The 813-nt window shown below is 67.2% G+C and carries 2 protein-coding genes; both read right to left on the bottom strand.

Going from position 1 to position 813, the window contains the following annotated elements; genetic code table 11:
- Positions 1-34: 34 nt before the first annotated feature.
- On the bottom strand, positions 35-532 hold the full coding sequence (locus VXC91_RS46290; protein ID WP_329513319.1) for an HAD domain-containing protein: 498 nt from the start codon (positions 530-532) through the stop codon (positions 35-37).
- A partial coding sequence (locus VXC91_RS46285; protein ID WP_329513318.1) for a transposase occupies positions 529-813 on the bottom strand: 285 nt, incomplete at its 5' end. The genes VXC91_RS46285 and VXC91_RS46290, both read right to left, overlap by 4 nt.

The following is an 813-nucleotide window of genomic DNA, read 5'->3' as shown; positions in this document are numbered from 1 at the left end:
GAGCAATTGTCAAATTCTGTGGATCACGGGCGACTCACCTGGCCCGTAGCCACGTATCGAGGACGGTGAAGTCCGCGTCGTCGAGTCCTCGGGAGGACTCGACGTGATGGAGGAGGGCCTGGCCATGGTGGTGTAGGGACACCCAGTCGCGATCAGCGTCGGTGATCTCGTCGTCGACCCAGGCGAACGAGCGTCCGGCCGCCCATTGCACCAGGGCCCGGGTCTTCCAGTGCAGTCCGAACCACTGGTCCTCGTGTTCATGCTCGGTTGATGGCTCCGGCCAGTTCACGACTGGCAGCCGTGGCAGCCCGATCCGGGGTGCTACCTCGGCGTTCGCCTCGTCCTCCCAGGTTGTGGCCCAGACCAGTTCGCACGGCAGCGCCGCCAGTCGAAACCCCACCTCGGGGTTGAGCCGCGCCAAGTGAGGGTGGAAGGCTGCGGCTGTCGGCTCACGCTGCGGGCCTTGGCCGAACGGAAGAAGCGGCCCGTCGACATCGAGGAACAGCAGCGGGCGTTTCACCTGATCGGTCATGCTGCACGGGCCTCCTCGCGCTCGATGAGGACACCGCGCTCGAAGCGGGCCCCGGCACGCACGAGCGCGACCAAGTGCGGTGCGTTGACCGCCCGCCACCGCTGCTGGGCGGACTCGACGAGTTTGAAGACCATGGCCAGGGCGGCGGTGCGGGAGCCGGCGCCGCGGGTGACCTTGGTCCGCAGCCGGACGGTGGAGAAGGTCGACTCGATCGGGTTCGTGGTCCGCAGATGGATCCAGTGCTCGGCCGGAAAGTCATAGAACGCCAGCAGCTGGTCCTG

Origin of the sequence: Streptomyces chiangmaiensis (assembly GCF_036281785.1) — a bacterium.
In the GTDB taxonomy this organism is placed as follows: domain Bacteria; phylum Actinomycetota; class Actinomycetes; order Streptomycetales; family Streptomycetaceae; genus Streptomyces; species Streptomyces chiangmaiensis.
Note: the sequence above shows the minus strand (reverse complement) of the source record. Positions and strands in the feature narration are given on the sequence as shown.